The 17999-nt window shown below is 36.4% G+C and carries 17 protein-coding genes; 10 read left to right on the forward strand and 7 right to left on the reverse strand.

The window, feature by feature from the left end; genetic code table 11:
- The first annotated feature begins 123 nt into the window (after window positions 1-123).
- The gene (locus IPM92_11640; GenBank protein MBK9108986.1) at window positions 124-585 is read left to right on the forward strand and encodes a DUF1573 domain-containing protein; all 462 of its coding nucleotides are present in this window, start codon (window positions 124-126) and stop codon (window positions 583-585) included.
- A 455-nt stretch (window positions 586-1040) separates the two neighbouring features.
- On the opposite strand, the gene icd is transcribed toward IPM92_11640, so the two are convergent.
- Window positions 1041-2261, reverse strand: a complete 1221-nt coding sequence (gene icd, locus IPM92_11645; protein ID MBK9108987.1) for an NADP-dependent isocitrate dehydrogenase — start codon at window positions 2259-2261, stop codon at window positions 1041-1043.
- Window positions 2262-2418: 157 nt separating this feature from the next.
- Here icd and ruvB point away from each other — a divergent pair, with 157 nt between their 5' ends.
- Window positions 2419-3447 carry a Holliday junction branch migration DNA helicase RuvB gene (gene ruvB, locus IPM92_11650; GenBank protein MBK9108988.1) on the forward strand — a complete coding sequence of 343 codons (1029 nt, stop codon included), beginning with the start codon at window positions 2419-2421 and terminating at the stop codon, window positions 3445-3447.
- A 15-nt stretch (window positions 3448-3462) separates the two neighbouring features.
- Here the strand turns inward: ruvB and IPM92_11655 are convergent, their stop codons facing one another.
- Window positions 3463-3777: a DUF3467 domain-containing protein gene (locus tag IPM92_11655; GenBank protein ID MBK9108989.1), complete on the reverse strand. Its 315-nt coding sequence runs from the start codon at window positions 3775-3777 to the stop codon at window positions 3463-3465.
- A gap of 410 nt (window positions 3778-4187) precedes the next feature.
- Here IPM92_11655 and IPM92_11660 point away from each other — a divergent pair, with 410 nt between their 5' ends.
- On the forward strand, window positions 4188-4346 hold the full coding sequence (locus tag IPM92_11660) for a metal-dependent hydrolase (protein MBK9108990.1): 159 nt from the start codon (window positions 4188-4190) through the stop codon (window positions 4344-4346).
- Window positions 4343-5413 carry a metal-dependent hydrolase gene (locus IPM92_11665; protein MBK9108991.1) on the forward strand — a complete coding sequence of 357 codons (1071 nt, stop codon included), beginning with the start codon at window positions 4343-4345 and terminating at the stop codon, window positions 5411-5413. The genes IPM92_11660 and IPM92_11665 overlap by 4 nt, the downstream gene beginning before the upstream one ends.
- Window positions 5414-5416: 3 nt before the next feature.
- Here IPM92_11665 and IPM92_11670 read toward each other — a convergent pair whose 3' ends face one another.
- Together IPM92_11670 and IPM92_11675 are read right to left on the reverse strand one after the other, a co-directional pair.
- Window positions 5417-6844, reverse strand: a complete 1428-nt coding sequence (locus IPM92_11670) for a cation:dicarboxylase symporter family transporter (protein MBK9108992.1) — start codon at window positions 6842-6844, stop codon at window positions 5417-5419.
- A gap of 1 nt (window position 6845) precedes the next feature.
- Window positions 6846-7490, reverse strand: coding sequence for a VTT domain-containing protein (locus IPM92_11675; protein ID MBK9108993.1), 645 nt, complete (start codon window positions 7488-7490; stop codon window positions 6846-6848).
- 206 nt (window positions 7491-7696) lie between these two features.
- Here IPM92_11675 and IPM92_11680 point away from each other — a divergent pair, with 206 nt between their 5' ends.
- Window positions 7697-8215, forward strand: a complete 519-nt coding sequence (locus IPM92_11680; protein ID MBK9108994.1) for a hypothetical protein — start codon at window positions 7697-7699, stop codon at window positions 8213-8215.
- Window positions 8216-8233: 18 nt separating this feature from the next.
- Here the strand turns inward: IPM92_11680 and IPM92_11685 are convergent, their stop codons facing one another.
- Genes IPM92_11685 through IPM92_11695 form a run of 3 tightly spaced genes read right to left on the reverse strand, consistent with a single transcriptional unit; the run spans window position 8234 to window position 12352 of the window.
- Window positions 8234-8902 carry a DUF4159 domain-containing protein gene (locus tag IPM92_11685; GenBank protein MBK9108995.1) on the reverse strand — a complete coding sequence of 223 codons (669 nt, stop codon included), beginning with the start codon at window positions 8900-8902 and terminating at the stop codon, window positions 8234-8236.
- Window positions 8899-9609: a 16S rRNA (uracil(1498)-N(3))-methyltransferase gene (locus IPM92_11690; protein ID MBK9108996.1), complete on the reverse strand. Its 711-nt coding sequence runs from the start codon at window positions 9607-9609 to the stop codon at window positions 8899-8901. The genes IPM92_11685 and IPM92_11690 overlap by 4 nt, the downstream gene beginning before the upstream one ends.
- A gap of 1 nt (window position 9610) precedes the next feature.
- Window positions 9611-12352, reverse strand: coding sequence for a 2-oxoglutarate dehydrogenase E1 component (locus tag IPM92_11695; protein MBK9108997.1), 2742 nt, complete (start codon window positions 12350-12352; stop codon window positions 9611-9613).
- 393 nt (window positions 12353-12745) lie between these two features.
- On the opposite strand from IPM92_11695, the gene IPM92_11700 reads away from it, so the two are divergent.
- From IPM92_11700 to IPM92_11720, 5 genes are read left to right on the forward strand one after another with little or no spacing between them, the layout of a single operon-like run.
- Window positions 12746-13195, forward strand: a complete 450-nt coding sequence (locus IPM92_11700) for a division/cell wall cluster transcriptional repressor MraZ (GenBank protein ID MBK9108998.1) — start codon at window positions 12746-12748, stop codon at window positions 13193-13195.
- On the forward strand, window positions 13188-14087 hold the full coding sequence (rsmH, locus tag IPM92_11705) for a 16S rRNA (cytosine(1402)-N(4))-methyltransferase RsmH (GenBank protein ID MBK9108999.1): 900 nt from the start codon (window positions 13188-13190) through the stop codon (window positions 14085-14087). Before IPM92_11700 ends, rsmH begins: the two co-directional genes overlap by 8 nt.
- A 2-nt stretch (window positions 14088-14089) precedes the next feature.
- Window positions 14090-14422, forward strand: coding sequence for a hypothetical protein (locus IPM92_11710; protein ID MBK9109000.1), 333 nt, complete (start codon window positions 14090-14092; stop codon window positions 14420-14422).
- Window positions 14422-16533, forward strand: coding sequence for a transpeptidase family protein (locus tag IPM92_11715; protein ID MBK9109001.1), 2112 nt, complete (start codon window positions 14422-14424; stop codon window positions 16531-16533). Before IPM92_11710 ends, IPM92_11715 begins: the two co-directional genes overlap by 1 nt.
- Window positions 16534-16544: 11 nt before the next feature.
- Entirely contained in the window at window positions 16545-17996 is a 1452-nt protein-coding gene (locus IPM92_11720; protein MBK9109002.1) for a UDP-N-acetylmuramoyl-L-alanyl-D-glutamate--2,6-diaminopimelate ligase, read from the forward strand.
- Window positions 17997-17999: the final 3 nt, after the last annotated feature.

The raw sequence follows: 17999 nt of genomic DNA on the forward strand, positions 1-17999 counted from the left end.
AATAGCTAAATATGAGTTAAATTCTACATTTAACAGCGTGTTAACATCGGATTTTAATATCTTTGTGTCTTAATCTGAATGATATTTCGTTACATTTGTTATAATTAAAAAACATTCTATCCAATGAAAAACATTTTAACTTTAATTGCTTTGGTACTTTTCCTGGGTATAGTTTCAGCTCAAACAACTCCTGCAGAAGTTCCAGCTGCCACTAAAACAACAGGACCTCATCTGGAGTGGGAATCCACTGTAGTTGATTATGGTGAAATTAAAAAAGGCTCAGAACCTTTGCGTAAAGCAGTATTTACCAATACTGGAACTGAACCTCTTATCATTATGAGCGCCAGAGGATCATGTGGTTGCACGGTACCTACCTGGCCCAAGGAACCTATTATGCCCGGAGAAAAAGGCGTAATTGAAATACGTTATGACACTCAACGCGTAGGTCCAATCAACAAAAGTGTGAGTGTGACTACCAACGAAGGTGGGCAGGAAAGTAGAATTAATTTAAAAGGAAACATTTCTGCAGATGAAGAACAGACCTTGCCAAAAAATGATGGAAACATTTTAACTCCGAAGGGTTAATTTTTGAACACCGTTTCAAAGAAAAATCCCGAAGTCTTATTGGCTTCGGGATTTTTTTTGCGTCATAATTTAGGCCTTGCAGAAATAGTATTTTTAAAAATCCTTTCCATGCTTTAATAACTTTTTTAAAAACATTTGATTTTAGATTATTTATGAATATATAAAAGAATGATCTACAGTTGGACAATAGCTATATCGATAGTATTTTAGATGTGATCATTCGTTTTTTAGTATTGAAAGCTACGCTTCAACTAAAACAATACCTTTAAAAAATCACGTCCATCGAGGAAATAATTAAACCCGATCTGATTAAAATGAGCCCGGCAGAAAGGATAAGTTTGGTGTTAAGATTAGCGAATTTTACCCATTGCCATATACTATTGTATTCATAAATTAGATTAGACCCTTTTATGAATACAATAGTATCATTAGATTGCGAATAAAATCCTACACAATTAGTCCATGTTTGCAATAATTTCATCCCCAAATTCACTGCACTTTAATAATGTTGCATTTTCCATGAGGCGATGAAAATCATACGTAACTCTTCTGTTCAGAATGGCCTTTTCAAGTCCACGGGTAATTCTTTGAGCCACGTCCTCCCAACCTAAATATTCAAACATCATTACTCCTGAAAGTATTACAGAGCTTGGATTCACTTTGTCTTGGCCGGCATATTTGGGTGCTGTGCCATGAGTTGCTTCGAAAATAGCATGACCCGTAATGTAATTAATATTGGCACCTGGTGCAATCCCGATTCCACCGACTTGTGCAGCAAGTGCATCTGAAACATAGTCTCCATTCAGGTTCAAGGTTGCAATAATATCGTATTCTTCCGGTCTTAATAATATTTGTTGAAGAAATGCATCGGCAATGACATCTTTAATAATCAAACCATTTGGTAGACTTACCCAGGGACCACCATCTAATAATGTTCCACCGAATTCATTAACTGCAAGAGCATATGCCCATTCCATGAAGCTGCCTTCTGTAAACTTCATGATATTCCCTTTATGGACAATTGTAAGAGATTTAGAATTATTTAGCAAAGCATGTTTAATGGCTGCTCTCACTAGCCTTTCTGTACCTTCTTTAGACACTGGTTTAATTCCAAACCCAACACTATCCGGGAATCTAACTTTTTTAAATCGGTCTGGAAATTCACGCTGAAGTATTTCCCTAAATTTTATCAAGTCTTCTGTTCCTGATTGAAATTCAATACCTGCATAAATATCTTCAGTATTTTCTCTGAAAATGGTCATATTTACTTTTCCCGGTTCTTTTACAGGAGATGGAACGCCTTCAAACCATCTAACAGGTCTGATACATGCATATAAATCCAATTGTTGTCTTAATGCTACATTTAATGAACGAATTCCGCCACCCACGGGGGTAGTTAATGGTCCTTTGATAGCTACAAGGCATTCTGCAATTACATCCAGAGTTTCCTGAGGTAACCAATTTTGGGTTTGATCAAAAGCTTTCTCTCCGGCTAGTACTTCCTTCCACTCAATTTGCTTGGATTGACCATATGTTTTGGCAACAGCTGCGTCAAAAACTTTTACCGAGGCAGCCCAAATATCGGGGCCGGTACCATCTCCAATGATAAAAGGAATTATAGGATGATCAGGAACGCTTAGTTTACCATTTACACATGTTATTTTTTGTCCGGCCATATCAAATTTTTAAAAGGAGTGAATAATTTTACAAATTTAAATCAAGCTTAGATCCTTATTCGATTCTGTCTTTGTATTATCATTTTATTTAATTTAGATCAGCCTTATTTTAGGCTGAATCGCTTACATTTGAGATCATTTCTTTGAAAATCCTAAAATGAGAAATCCCTTATTAGACAGTCAAGCTGAAAATCAGAATCAGGAAGAACGACAAATTGAAAGGGCTTTGCGACCAAAGGATTTGGGAGAATTTTGTGGACAAAGCCACGTCGTTGAAAATTTAAAAGTATTTATTGCGGCAGCCAAGTTGAGAGGGGAAGCATTGGATCATGTATTGCTGCATGGGCCACCCGGCTTAGGAAAAACAACGCTTTCTTATATTATAGCTCATGAAATGGGCTCAAACCTAAAAGCAAGCTCTGGTCCTGTATTGGAGAAGCCTGGTGATTTGGCTGGCTTGCTTACAAGTCTGCAAGAAGGCGATGTCCTGTTTATTGATGAAATTCACCGATTGAACACGGTCGTTGAAGAATATTTATATTCGGCTATGGAAGATTACAGGATTGATATCATGATTGATACCGGTCCTAATGCCCGAAGTATCCAAATAAAAGTAAATCCATTTACCCTTGTGGGTGCTACTACTCGCGTGGGCTTACTTACAGCACCTCTGAGATCGCGTTTCGGCATTTCATGCCATATGGATTATTATGATCAGCATATTCTTGAAAATATTATTGCAAGGTCAGCTGGTTTATTAAATGTTGAGGCTGAACTTGAAGGTATACACGAAATATCCAGACGAAGTAGAGGAACTCCCAGGATTGCAAATGCTTTGCTTAGAAGGCTTCGCGATTTTGCCCAAATAAAGGGTAATGGTAAAATTAATATGGAGATTGCAAAGTATGGTTTAAATGCTTTGAACGTTGACAGCTTAGGACTTGATGAAATGGATAACCGTATACTGCTGGCCATCATTGAAAAATTTGCTGGAGGACCAGTAGGATTGAGCACTTTAGCTACTGCAGTTGGTGAGGAATCAGGTACTATCGAGGAGGTGCATGAACCTTTTCTGATCATGGAAGGATTCATACAAAGAACTCCGCGAGGTCGGATTGCTACTGACAAAGCCTATAAGCATTTAGGTTTACCAAGTGGTAATCCTTCACAAACGCTCTTATTCTAAATTTTTTAGGGAAACTTATGCCTGCGCAGTTGGCGTATTAAAAGCCATTGGTGGTATAATTTGTGGTTCAGGATCCTGGATTGTACCAAATTGATTTTCGTATTTTATCACATTGTCGGATAAGGCTTTCAACAAACGCTTGGCATGTTGGGGCGTTAATACGATGCGGGATTTTACCTTCGCCTTGGGAACGTTAGGCATTAATCTGATGAAATCTAATACAAATTCAGAATGTGAATGGGAAATAATAGCCAAGTTCGAATAAATTCCTTCTGCAATTTCTTCCGATAACTCAATATTTAATTGATTTGCTTGATTTTGATCGCTCATATCTCTTTTTTACAAATTTACAAATAAAAGAAGACGAAATCTTCATTATACGTTATTAGATCAATACATGGAATTTCAAATAAATACTTCATGTATCGAACTCACAATGTCAACTAACAATTTGAAAATCACTAATGTTTGAAAACTTGAATTGTTTATAGACCAAAACATAAAAATATCTTTAGGATTGGGCCTAAGTTGGAAAACTTATATGAATTTGGTTTCCGTGTAATGCAGCTTTTCTGGGGAAGCAACCTCGAAAGCTATTACTTTCTGGTCGTTTGAAAAATTCACATTATAATATTTTGTAATATGAAAATGATTATTAGTAAAGGTATTTAGGGAAAATTGTCAATATATTTCCAACAAAACAGAACAGTGCTTGTTACTTTGACAATCTAATCTTAACCATGGATTCTATCACACAAATCGTATTAGGAGCTGCATGCGGCGAAATGGTTGCAGGTCGTAAGATGGGCAATCGAGCAATGATCTGGGGTGGAGTAGCGGGCACTATTCCCGATTTGGATGTGATGGCTAATTTTTTTTGGAACCGGTTAATGCAATGATGTTTCACAGAGGTCCGATGCATTCATTAATCTTTGCATGTATCGTTCCGTTGATTTTAGGTCCACTGGTGAAAAAACTATATGATAAAAAATGGTACCAGAATAAATATTGGAAATGGGCAGGCTTTGGTTTAGGGCTGTTATTTTTCCTAATGGCTTCGACGGTCATTTTTTTATTGGCTCAGTTGGTTGCCGGAACTACACCCTGGTTGGTCGTTTTGTCTTTAGTCGTTGTTGGAATTGTATTTTTTGCACTTCGGTTCAAGCAGCTACAAAGGCAACAGGATTATTTTGAAAACGTATCTTCTAAAATATGGATACAATTATTTTTTTGGGCCATTTTCACACATCCTTTATTAGATTCATTGACAACATACGGGACTCAATTATTCTGGCCATTTAGTGATTATCGGGTATCCATTTCTAATATTTCTATAGTAGATCCTTTATACACGATTCCATTTGGCTTGTTATTGTTAGTCGCTGCAGTTATTCGTCCACAAAATAAACTACGAAGTTTGATAGCAATAAGTGGGCTTACTTTGAGTTCATTGTATATGTTGTTTACATTTATAAATAAGTCGAATATTGATGAAAAATTTCTGAACAGTCTGCACGAAGAAAATATTCAAGTGAAGGAGTACATGACGGTTCCAACGATATTAAATAATGTACTATGGTATGGTATTGCAAAAACAGATACCGGATATGTATGTGGTTATTATTCCATGTTTGACTCAAAACGTGATTTTAAACCCTTTCAATACATACAAGCCAATCACAATTTGCTAAGCCCGTATCAAGATCAATATCTTGTGCAGAAATTACCATGGTTCAGCGATGGATATTACAAGGTCGTTCAAACCATTCCAGGTGAATTTAACTATTATGATTTGAGATTTGGTTCAACACGGGGCGATATACATGATCATGAAAGTATCATTTTTAGAATGAAGCTTGTAGATCACGATGGAATTATTAATCTTGAGGAAGAACCCAGACCTGAGAATCGGAAAGAAGATATTGAATGGTTTAAGCAAAGAATTTTTGGTAAAACCGGGCAATAAATTTTAGACTTCAGGTAAATCAATTTCTTTAGTGGGATGTTCAACCTCAAGCCAATGATCGCCTTTTTTTGGAATCGTAACTTCATTTTCCCATTTACCAATAACTGCAGTAGCGAGGCAATTGCCTAAAGTGTTCACTGCGGTTCTAGCCATATCCATTAAAGCATCAATTCCAAGGATAGCGGCAATGGGCCATTCAGGTAATCCAAAAGATGACGCCATTCCTGCAAGTATAACAAGTGAAGCCCGCGCTACACCTGCAACACCTTTACTGGTGAGCATGAGTGTAAGCATCATGACTATTTGTTGTCCAATAGATAATTCAATTCCCGCTGCTTGCGCTACGAATATAGTTGCCAGGGAAAGATAAAGCGTTGTGCCATCAAGATTAAAACTCAATCCTGTTGGTAATACAAATGCAACTACTTCGCGGGATACACCAAATTTTTCCATATTTTCCATAGCTACCGGTAAGGCTGCTTCTGAACTTGCAGTGCCAAATGCTATCGTAACAGGTTGAGCTACATGTGATAAAAATCTTCGGATGGGAATCCGTGATATTAATGCGATCGGCAATAATACTGCCAATACAAAAACGATAAGTGCAATATACAATGTACAAAGTAAGAGCAACAGATTTTTCAAAACATCAATACCGATATTTGAAATCGTATATGCAATAGCTCCGGCTACACCGAAGGGTGCAAAATGCATAACGAGGTCAGTAAACTTAAACATTACTGCAGAAAGAGATTCAGCAAAAACTAAAATCGGTGTTCTCTTCTCAATGGGGATCATTAATAGGGAAACTGCAAACAGCACAGAAAAAACAACTATTTGGAGTATTTGACCTTCAGCAATGGATTTGATAAAATTTTCGGGAAAACTATGTAAGATAATGTCTTTCCATCCATGCGCTTGAGCTACTTGAGGAACTTCTTCACCGGTTTCAAAAGCTTGAATGCCTACTCCAGCTTTGCTCAAATTAATTGCTAATAAACCGATGATAAGCGCAACGGTCGTTACTACTTCAAAATAAAGTAATGATTTCCATCCCAATCGACCAAGTTGTTTCGTATTTGAGTGACCTGAAATTCCGATAATCAAAGTTCCGAATAGCAATGGTGCTATAATGCATTTAATCAGTTTAATAAAAATTTTACTGAATACATTCAATTCTTTACCAATTGCAGGAAAATCGTAACCAATTTCAGCACCGATTAACATGCTTATAAAAATCCAGGGAGTAAGTTTATTTTTTTGAATGCCAATAAAAAATAAGGCCATTAATCCAAGCCATCTTATAATTGCTGCTACATCTGATTGTAATGATAACCAGCCTAAAAAATTTAAGGAAGATATGAAAGCACTGATCCCGGCAATTCCTAATAAGTGTGAACTATATTTTTGCAGTGTTTTCCTGAATTGCATTCTAAAAGTTTTTTCGATGCTTCATAGCGGTGATGATTCCCCAAATCATAGGGAACAAACTTACAATAAGTATTGCTATAATTATGATTGAAAAATTTTCTTTTACGAAAGGAATATTGCCAAATAAATAACCAATCCCACAAACAGGGATAACCCATAATAAACCTCCAACCAGATTGAAGTAAGTAAATTTTGAAGGCTTCATTTTGCCCACTCCGGCAACGAAAGGCACAAATGTTCTTATAAACGGAAGATATCTTCCAATGATCAAGGCTTTTCCACCATGTTTTTCATAAAATTTTTGAGTTTTATGTAGATACTCTATTTTGATGAATTTTTTCTCTCGTTCAAAAATGGCTTTACCGAATCCGGAACCAATTGCGAAATTTAACTGATTGCCTAAAAACGCACCTAAAAAACAGACTCCGAAGAGTATAAAAATATCCATATTTCCGCCCGCTGCAAGTGCGCCGGCTGCGAAAAGTAATGAGTCACCAGGTAGGAATGGAGCTATGACTAAGCCTGTTTCTATAAATAAAATCAGGAATAAGATGATATAAATGTAAATTCCATAAGATTCTATCAAGGCGGTAAGGTGTCCTTCAATATTTACAATAAAATCAAAAACCTGTTGTATCCATTCCATAGTATTAATTGAGTGGCAAATATAGACACAAATGTCGGGGACGGCTGTAAATTAAGGCTTTGCTAACAGTTCCAAAGAATCTCAATATATAATCAGCTCATTATAAATTAAATAAAAATATAAATTATAAAATATTAATAATCAGTAAATTATATTAAAAACTACCTCTAAATACCCTTATATTTGTCCATCCCAAACTTAAGATTATGGAACAAACGGCACAGTCATTAAGGGATTTGCGAAAAGGCGTACTCAATGAGCGATCAAAAGATTTGCTCTTGGCATTTCTAATTGCCATCATTGGGTTTGCCGGAAGCTATTTGGTTCTAGGGAAATCTTTTCGAAATGCGCAGACTGTTGAAATGCCGGAACAGGATTTGCAGTCGTATTCAAACCTTATTTCTACATCAGATAGCCAGTTGAGTTTGCATGAGCAAAAGTCTGTTTATCAATACAGGGCCGAAAATTTATTAGTACAAGGATCAATGCTCGTAGGTGGTGTTACCCGGATTACCAATCTTGCTTTTAATCCTCAAAATATTTATTTGATTGATTATGGAAATGGTATCAGACACCGAATGACTAGTTCAGTGATGAGTATCCGATATCAAGTGCCGGGATTGTATTTACTTCAATGTTATGTTCAAGATAACCAATCTTGGAAACTGCAATCTGCCGTAACTGTTACGATCCGAAAGCCTCAAAAGCACGAAGCTGAAAACTAGTAATAAATTATTTTAGTTTTAATGACTAAATGCATATTGGATAATATTTGCACCCATTCTGAGTGCTTGTTTTCTGGTTTCCTCAGGATCTTTATGAACTTCCGGATCTTCCCATCCATCACCTAAGTCACATTCATAAGAATAAAAACAAACCAGTCGTCCTTGCCAAAACAAACCGAATCCCTGTGCTGCTTTATTGTCATGTTTATGGATTTTAGGTAATCCTCCAAGGAATTCAAATTTTTGGTGATAAATTGGATGCGAATACGGTAATTCAACAAATTCAAGTTCAGGAAATACTTTTTTCATGACCGGTCTTACAAAAGGATCCATTCCATAATTATCATCGATATGTAAAAAACCGCCGCCCTGAAGATAAGTTCTCAAATTTTGGGCTTCGGCATCACTGAAAACTACATTTCCATGTCCAGTCATATGTACAAACGGAAAATTGAATAACTCAGTACTTCCAATTTCAACGGTGGCATATTGAGGATCAAATTGTGTATTTAATTCCTTGTTGCAATATTTCGCGAGATTTGACAATGCAGTCGGATTGGCATACCAATCTCCACCTCCATTGTATTTGAGTAGTGCCAGTTTTAATTTATAAACAGGGGGTAGATTGGCAAATCCAAGGTTCATTAAACCATATAAGAAAATTAATAAAATCAAATTGCGTTTCATAGTTGTTTGATGGTTTGTAAAATTTGTATGGCAGTAAGTCCTGCGGTTTCTGTTCGCAAACGATAAGGGCCTAAAGATACTGGGATGCAATTTTTATCCAAAGCATTTTTTATTTCTTTCGCACTAAAATCGCCGGCAGGACCTATATATACTAGGGTATTGAGTTTAGCGTCATATAATTTTCCTAAAAATCCTTCCAGGTCGTCCTGACAATGGCCAATGAATTGCTGAGGATAGGTTGATGAATTATTTAAAATAGTATCAAACGATTTTAAATCTGAAATTTGAGGTAATAAGGGCCTAATGGTTTGTTTAGCTGCAGCTTTTACGACACGCAATAATCGTTCAATATTTACCTTTTTGACTTCAGTGCGTTCGCATAACATGGGAAAAATTTCATGAACGCCATTTTCAACAGCTTTTTCGACAAACCATTCCAACCTGTCGGACGGACTGGTTAGACTAATTGCAATAGCAATTTTCGGAATATCAGTAGATTCAGTTTTGTAGATCTTTTTAATCTCCAGGATAGCTTTGTCTTTTTCAATGTTTTGGATGATTGCTGTATGAATAATCCCATCAAAATCAGTAACCAATACCTCTGACCCAATAGAATTTCTCATGACGCGGATGCAGTGATGAAATTCACTTTCAACAATTTGATAATTTTCGGCATTCGTTTTTTGTCCAACAAATAAATCGGGCATTTTATTGAAATATTAAGTTTAACAAATCAACAAGTTGTAAGTCGTGAATTTTTTTATGTCCTACCGCTGGGGAAGCACTTGAAGGTCTTGCAATAATTTCTATATTCAAATCTTTTAATTGATTTTCGATAAAATTTGCTGCTCCCATATTGCGAGGTTCTTCCTGACACCAAATCCATTTTGATCCGGGATATTGCTGCGATAAATTTTGTATTTGTTTTTTTGGAAATGGATACAACTGTTCTATTCGAACAATTCCAATATTTTTGTACTTGTGTTTTTCTTTTTCCTGCAGGATATCATAATAAAACTGTCCCGAGCATAAAATCATTTTTATCGATGGCGAAGCTGGATTTTCTGGTGGATCAAGAATGAGTTCCAAAAATCGAGTTTGGCCACAAAAATCTTTTAATGGTGAAACACATTTTGGATGCCTCAATAATGATTTTGGAGACATGATAATAAGTGGTTTTCGAAAATTCCATTTGATTTGTCTGCGAAGGATGTGGAAAAAATTAGCGGGGTTGCTTACATTGGCCACCACCAGATTAAACTCTGCACAAGCTTGTAGAAATCTTTCCAGCCGTGCAGATGAATGTTCGGGTCCTTGTCCATCGTAGCCATGAGGTAATAATAGTACGATTCCACTCATGCGATTCCATTTACTTTGTGCACAGCTTATGAACTGATCGATGATAACCTGTGCACCATTCGAAAAATCACCAAACTGTGCCTCCCAAATAACCAATTGATCAGGAGATGCAAGCGAATAACCATATTCAAACCCCAATACGGCAAACTCAGATAGCAGTGAATTGTAGATAAAAAATTGTCCTTGATGATCTGTCAAACCATTAAGCCTATTGTGTTCTGAATTGCTGCTCTCATCAACAAGAACTGCGTGGCGGTGTGAAAAAGTTCCTCTTTTTACATCCTGTCCACTTAACCTTACATTATTGCCATCAGCAAGTATACTGGAATAAGCAAGAATTTCAGCCATCGACCAATCTAAAATGTTCTGTTCGAAATTCGATTTCCAGGCTTTAAAGATTTTGTTAGTCTTAGGTAGGATATTAAAATGTTTTGGAATCTCAAGTGTTTTAAGAAACCATTGCTGTGCATTTTTTGATTCTATGCCTGTGTTAGGACTTATTTCAAAATCAAGTTCAGAATTAATTTTTTTTAATGCTTTCCAAGCAATTTCAGGTTCTTGGTAAACATAAGGTAATGGGTTTTCTCTGACCGAGTCTAAATGATTTTGGAGTAAGTTCCAAAATTCTTTTTCCAGATCATTTGCGATCATCGCTTCGACATCGCCCCGGGCAATCAATGTTTTTAAATAGAGTTCTCTAACATTGGGATGCTTATTGATAATACTATAGAGTATAGGTTGTGTAAATTTTGGATCATCGCCTTCATTATGCCCATGTCTCCGATAGCAAACCATGTCAATAAAAACATCTTCATTAAAATGTTGTCTGTATTCAACTGCCAGTTTGGAGACAAATACAACTGCTTCTGGTTCATCGCCATTTACGTGAAAAACAGGTGCCTGAATCATGTTTGCAGCGGCAGTGCAGTAGGCTGAAGATCTTGCATCATCAAAATCTGTGGTGAATCCTATCTGATTGTTGATGATAAAATGGATCGTACCACCAGAATAATAACCATCGAGTTTTGACATCTGAATGGTTTCATAAACAACACCTTGTCCAGCGATCGCTGCATCGCCGTGAATCAGTAACGGGAGTATTTTATCATAATTGCTTTGGTACAATAAATCTGCTTTTGCACGGGCTATACCAACTACAACTGGATCAACAGCTTCTAAATGCGAAGGATTAGGCGCAAGTTTTAAATGGATCTTTTCGCCCGAATTTGTAAAAACCTGAGAAGAATAGCCTAGATGATATTTTACATCACCACTTCCAAAACTCAGATCGGGTATAGCTGTGCCTTCAAATTCATTAAATATTTGTTCATATGTTTTTCCGATGATGTTGGCCAACACATTCAAACGCCCACGGTGAGCCATTCCCAAAACGACTTCTTGTACACCGGTCGATTTTGCGATTTCGATCATAAAATCAAGAGCAGGAATAGTGCTTTCACCACCTTCAAGTGAAAAGCGTTTTTGTCCAACATATTTTGTATGTAGGAATTTTTCAAAAATGACGGCGCCATTTAATTTTTGAAGAATTCTTTTTTTCTGATCAATACTTAATCCATAAGATAATGCAACTGGTGATTTTTCAATTTTGTCCTGCAACCATTCTCTTTTTTCATTAGATTCTATATGTTGAATTTCAAAACCAATTTTACTGCAATAAACTTGTTTTAGTCTTTGCAGAATTTCTTTCAAGCTAGCATTTGGCAAACCCAAGTTGGTTCCAGCGTAAAATCGCGTTTCCAAATCTTTTTCTGTCAGGGAAAAGTCCTCCAAATCAAGATGTGCTTTTCTATCTTTCCTAAGGCGAATAGGGTTCGTATCGGAAAGTAAGTGGCCTCTTTTGCGAAAAGCATCAATAAGCAGGAGTACATTCATTTCTTTGGCCATCTGCTCCTCCGTATTTTTTCTTTCAATTGGCTGTGATGTAGCTGAGTCGTATTGTTGGGCGTATAAAAAACCCTGAAAGAATTTTTGCCAACCCGGATCCAGAGATTCGGGTGCGATCAGATACGTATTATATAAGCTATCAATATAGGAAGGATCTGCATTGGTGATATAAGAGAATTCTTTGATCATCTATTTCGGGTTTACGATAAACCATTGTCGCATTCAATGGTCCAGTTTAAACAAAATTAGAGGCTTAAAGTTAGCTCCTTGCAGTTTAAAGCTGAAGCTACGGGACGAAAGCTCTTCAGTTCCATTAAAACAGGCGCTCAAATCAATAACTTGAGTATAAAATATATATAATATAATTACATACGTATATTATCTATAATGAATAATATATGCATTATTTAATAATTTCATATAAATAATTGATTTTCAATGAGTTTGTTAAAATGAAGTTTACTTGTTGATTATCAGCATTATTCATATTAAAAAAAAAATTATTTTTTTTGTGGTAAAAAGTGGGAAAATGTGGAAATTAGTTCTACATTTGTTCCTAGGAAACCAACTGAGTAGAACATGTACAATCTAAATGGTGAGTACGATGTAAAAATGGATAGTAAAGGCAGATTGCGCCTTCCTTCTGTTCTTATGTCTCAAATCGGAGAACGTGATGTTCGGCTCGTTGTCAACCGTGGTTTTGAAAAATGTTTGCTCCTTTATCCAGAAGAAGTCTGGATCGAAAAGACGAAGGAAGTAAATCAATTAAATCCATACATTAAAAAGAACAGAGAGTTCTCCAGATATTTTTATCGGGGCGCTACTGTCCTCAATGCTGATGCAACAGGTCGCATATTGCTTCCTAAGTTGCTCTGCGATTTTGCTGGCATCAAGCAGGATTTGGTTTTGCTTGCATACCATCAACAGATTGAAATATGGGCAAAAGAGCAGTATTTGAATATGGTTGATAGAGAACCCGGTGATTTCTCAGCTTTGGCAGAAGAAGTATTTGGACATAAAGATGTCTGAGACTCCATTATATAACCATTTGCCAGTTTTGTTGGATGTTTCTGTACAAAACCTGGTGACTGATCCCGATGGTGTATATGTGGATGTCACTTTTGGTGGCGGAGGCCACAGCAAGAAAATCCTGGAGTGTTTATCATCGAAAGGAAAATTGTTTGTCTTTGATCGCGACAAAGCGGTCATACCAAACATACCTCAGGATAATCGATTGGAATTTATTCATTCAGATTTTAAATACTTAAAGAAGTATTTGCAATATTATAAACAGGAAAAAGTTCATGGGATACTTGCTGACCTTGGATTGTCTTCGTTTCACTTGGATAATTCAGGTAGAGGATTCTCCTACTATTCTTCCGCCGAATTGGATATGCGGATGAATAAAGATCAGCATTTGCATGCGAAAGCAGTGATTATGCAATATTCTGAAAAAAAGCTGGAGCAAATCTTTAAGGAATACGGTGAGTTAACCAATGCAAAACATATAGCAGCTGCTTTGGTTAAAGAGCGACAAAAAAGGATGTTTCATACCTGTATTGATTTTGCACGATGGGCCGAAGCATTTAGTTATGGCAAAAAGCAAAAATATTTGGCGCAGTTGTTTCAAGCCATTCGAATGGAAGTCAATCAGGAGCTGCAATCTTTGAATGCATTAATGGAACAAAGTGCTGAATGTTTGAAAACGGAAGGTCGTATGGTGGTGATAAGTTATCATAGTCTGGAGGATAGATTGGTCAAACAATGGATTCGTTCCGGAGATCCACATGTGGGTGATTTTGAGGAAAAAAGTATTCCCTTTAAGTCGTTATATAAACATGCATTGATGCCGGTTGCTGAGGAGATAAAATTTAATTCAAGATCGCGATCTGCAAAATTGCGGGTAGCTGTTAAAATTTGAGAATGTTAGAATATACTAAACCACCAAAAATAAACAAGGCAAAATACCCATCAGTGAGTGCCATGGTCGTATGGAAAAATAAAATGTTTGTGTTTTTTTTATTTGGTTTGGTTTTGATTTATATAGGAAATGTTCAATATACTGAATACAGAATGCGAAAGCTGCAATTTCTGGAAAAAGATATTACAAAATTGAAATGGAAATATTGGACGATCAAATCTGATATGATGTATGAAGGCATGGAAGAACAGGTAAGTAAGAAAGTTTCTGAAAAAGAAATTATTATCAAAGAACAACCGCCACACATACTTATCGAAAAGAATAAGGAAAATTGATGGATCGCAAGAGAGAATTTTTAGCACGCGTTTATACTGTACTTTCTGTATTTGCAGTAGCAGCGATTGCATTGATTGTCAAAGCAGCGATGATTCATATGGGAGAGGGAAAAGAGCTCCGGAAGAAAAGTAAAGATTTGTATTATACTGTTGAATCTGTAGAAGCAGAGAGAGGCAGGATTTTAGCAGACGATGGAAGTCCGTTGGCGACTTCACAACCGATCTTTGAATTACGAATGGACATGAAGGCTTCCGGTTTAAAACCTGAGTTGTTTTATCAGAAGCTGGATTCATTAGCACATGCATTACAATCTTATTTGTACCAGACAAAATCTAAGGACGAGATTAAAGCATGGCTCAAACAGGCTTACAAAAAAGGAAACCGTTTTTTGTTTATCGCTAAAGGATTGAACTACGAACAAATGTCAACCATTAAGGAATTTCCTTTGTTCAGTCTTGGTCCGAATACGGGTGGTTTGATTATAAAGTCTGAAACGAGAAGAATCAAACCATTCCAACACTTTGCGAGCAGAACTATTGGTTTAGATAGAAAAAATGCGGACCCAATTGGCTTGGAAAAGAGTTTCGATGAGTATTTAAAGGGTAAAGTTGGGCATAGAGTTACTAGAAAAGCAGGTCCAAATCTTTACCTCCCCGTAAGTGGCTTGGAAGAAATTCTTCCGCAAAAAGGAATGGACGTTAATTCAACTATTAACACTGGTATTCAGGAAGTCGCAGAGCTGGCCTTGGAAGATGCAATCCGGAATCATCATGCAGAAAGTGGTTGCGCTATTGTAATGGAAGTTGAAACGGGTGCCATTAAAGCTATTGCAAATCTGGGTTGGAATGAAAATTTAGAATTGGTAGAAGATTATAATTATGCGGTTGCCAATTCTACAGAGCCGGGTTCTACATTTAAATTGGCCTCTTTATTAGCCTTATTGGAAATTGCAGGCGTAGACACATCTGCTGGTGTTGATTTACAAGGAGGATCATGCCGGTTTTATGATAGAAATATGTATGATTCCAAAATGCATGGTATCCATTATAAGGATCTGGCTTATTCATTTATCCAATCTTCAAATGTTGGAATTTCAAAATTGGTCAATGAGCATTTTTCAAAAAATCCTAAGGAGTTTGTCGATTATCTTAAAAAACTTGGAATACATCAAAAAACCAATATTGAAATTGATGGAGAGCCTGTGCCAATTATTAAAGATCCAAAAAGAAATAAAAATATTTGGTATGGTACCAGTTTGCCATGGATGGCTGTGGGATATGAACTTCAATTGACGCCCTTGCAGATCTTATGCATTTATAATACAGTTGCAAATGGAGGCATTCGCGTGCAGCCGAGATTAGTAGATCAAATATCTGATGGATATAAGACGGTCAGAAAATACACTCCAAAAGTTGCGCATGACACCGTGATTTCGGAAAAAAATCTGAAGATTGCTCAAGCATTGATGCATGCGGTTGTAGATAGAGGTACAGCTAAAAACATTTATACAGAAATGTATGAAATTGCTGGAAAAACAGGAACTGCGGTGACTAATTATTTTCATAAAGACGCTGCAAACAAAACATACCAGGCATCTTTTGCAGGATATTTTCCTGCGGATAATCCGATTTATTCATGCATAGTTGTTATATATAATCCTCAAAGTTCAGCTTATTATGGTTCTGAGGTTGCTGCTCCAGTATTCCGAAAAATAGCAGACAGATGTATGCGCGCTGAGTTTTCTAAAAAAGCAGTTTTGAACACTGAGCCTAAAGTGGCTCTTGCTTCTGAACGAATGCCAGTTGGAAATAAAGGCATGCAGGATGATTTTGAAAGACTTTTTCAATTCATAGGTTTACCTTATAAACCTTCGAATTCAAACGTCTGGGTTGAAACCTATACAGGTTCAGAAGGTATTGATGTTCATGAACAAATATTTGAGGCAAATGTGATGCCCGATCTTACAGGAATGGGGCTCAGAGATGCGAGTTATTTGATGGACGCTTATAAAGCAAAACTATTACCCCGTGGAAACGGAAAAATAATATATCAGAATGTTCCACCGGGATCCATTGTAAAAGGTCCCATTGTAGAAATTATTCTGAACTAAAAAAATGTTCTTTGAAATTATTAGCAGACATATTGCCCGGAACTACTGAATTTGGAATTGTAGGTTCTTTAAGCAATAATGTAAGTGGGTTTACTTTCGATTCGAGAAAGGCAGATGAAAATACAGTTTTTGTTGCTAAAAAGGGAACTCAACTGGATGGTCATGATTTTATTCCTGATGCAATAAAAAATGGGTGCAAAATTGTTTTTTGTGAACGCAAACCAGAAATTATTCAAGTTGCAGTTACCTATGTTTTTACGGACGCAATATCAACGCTTTTAGGTTCAGTTTTAAATCGCTTTTACGACGATCGTTTAAATTCATTGAAACTGACCGGAGTGACTGGTACAAATGGAAAAACAACGGTAGCCCGCTTGCTCTATGATTTATTCACAAACTTAGGCTATAACTGTGGTTTACTTTCAACAGTTGAGAACAGAGTAGGAAACAAAGTAATTCCGGCAACGCATACTACTCCAGATCAAATAAGCCTGTTCGAATTGTTAAATGAAATGCATTTAAAGAAATGTAGTCATGTATTTATGGAAGTAAGTTCACATGCAATTGATCAGGGAAGAATTTCAGGACTTCAATATTCGTGTGCTGTATTTACTAATATTACCCACGATCATCTTGATTATCATGGAACATTTAAGGAATATATATACGCAAAGAAAAAGTTTTTTGACGAATTACACGAAGATGCTTTTGCTGTGTTGAATAAAGATGATGTCAATGCAAGTGTTATGGTACAGAATTCAAAGGCCAAGCAAGTTTTTTACAGTTTTCAAAATATTTCGGATTATAAAGCCAGAATTTTAGAAAACAGTTTAAATGGTTTGCATCTTCAGTTTGAGCACTTGGAATGGCATTCAAAATTGATCGGTGTATTTAATGCTTACAATTTATTAGCAGTATATGTAACTGCAATAGGTCTTGGTGAGCAAAAAACGGAAGTGTTGCAAAAAATGTCATTGCTGAATCCTGTTGAAGGCAGATTTGAATATTTGTTCAATCAACAAACAGGTAAGACTGCAATCATTGATTATGCGCACACTCCGGATGCTTTGCAAAAGATTTTAAATACGATTCTTGAAATCAGAAAAAATGAACAGCAATTAATAACGGTGGTTGGATGTGGAGGAGATCGCGACAAATTGAAGCGACCTATAATGGCAAAAATCGCTTGTATGTTAAGTGATAAAGTAATTTTTACATCGGATAATCCGAGAAGTGAAGAACCTTCCGATATTATTAAGGAAATGGTGGAAGGTGTGGAAGAGCGATATGTTGGAAAATATTTGATCATTGAAGATCGGCAGCAAGCTATCAAAACATCTTGTTTGCTAGCGACAAAAAACGATATTATTCTGGTGGCCGGTAAAGGTCATGAAAAATATCAGGAGATCAAAGGCGAAAAGTTGCCTTTTGACGATAAAAAAATATTAAATACATTTTTGTAAAAC

The sequence above is a fragment of the Saprospiraceae bacterium genome (assembly GCA_016719615.1).
Taxonomy (GTDB): Bacteria; Bacteroidota; Bacteroidia; order Chitinophagales; family Saprospiraceae; genus Vicinibacter.